We start from the raw sequence: 494 nt of genomic DNA, 5'->3' as shown, positions 1-494 counted from the left end.
TCAAGTCGGCCACGGTCTATACGACAAGCTGACACTCGAAGATGTAAACAATACGCTGAAAAACCTGGCGCAGTCGTTTGACAAAAAAGGCAATCCGCTCTTTTACGATGTTCATGCCGAAAAAGCGTACATCGCCTCATTACAAAATACGATTTCAGATTTAGAAGACATCAGCAGGTACCTTGCTCAGATCGCAAAAGATTTTAAATCAAAAGATAAAATGCTGGCAAACTGGCTTAAGCTTTAGGAGATGACATAATGGAAAATTTCAATAAACTAGCCTCACTCAACAACTTAAACGGTGATCAAGAAGATACGCTCCTCATACGGCGCAATCAGCTTCAAATGCTGAAAACGGGCATGAGGGTATCAGCCGCAACGAAGCTTGAAGGCATTAAAACGACACTAAGACCGAAGTTTAAGATAGACGATATACAAAAAGAAATGAACAGCGTCTATTCATCGCTTCTCTACAGCTTTGAAGGAAAAGCGCA

At 41.3% G+C, this 494-nt stretch carries 1 protein-coding gene and 1 pseudogene; both read left to right on the top strand.

Features of this window, described 5'->3' with window-relative positions; translation table 11 throughout:
• Nucleotides 1–247, top strand: a pseudogene (locus LQ247_RS21990) (lipase); the annotation flags it as partial.
• Between the two features lie 11 nt (nt 248–258).
• The coding region (locus LQ247_RS21985; protein WP_231006604.1) for a hypothetical protein at nt 259–494 on the top strand (236 nt) is incomplete at its 3' end.

The sequence above is a fragment of the Bacillus sp. BS3(2021) genome (assembly GCF_021043345.1).
GTDB classification, from domain to species: domain Bacteria; phylum Bacillota; class Bacilli; order Bacillales; family Bacillaceae; genus Bacillus; species Bacillus paralicheniformis.
This window is presented reverse-complemented; position numbering and strand designations above follow the sequence as displayed.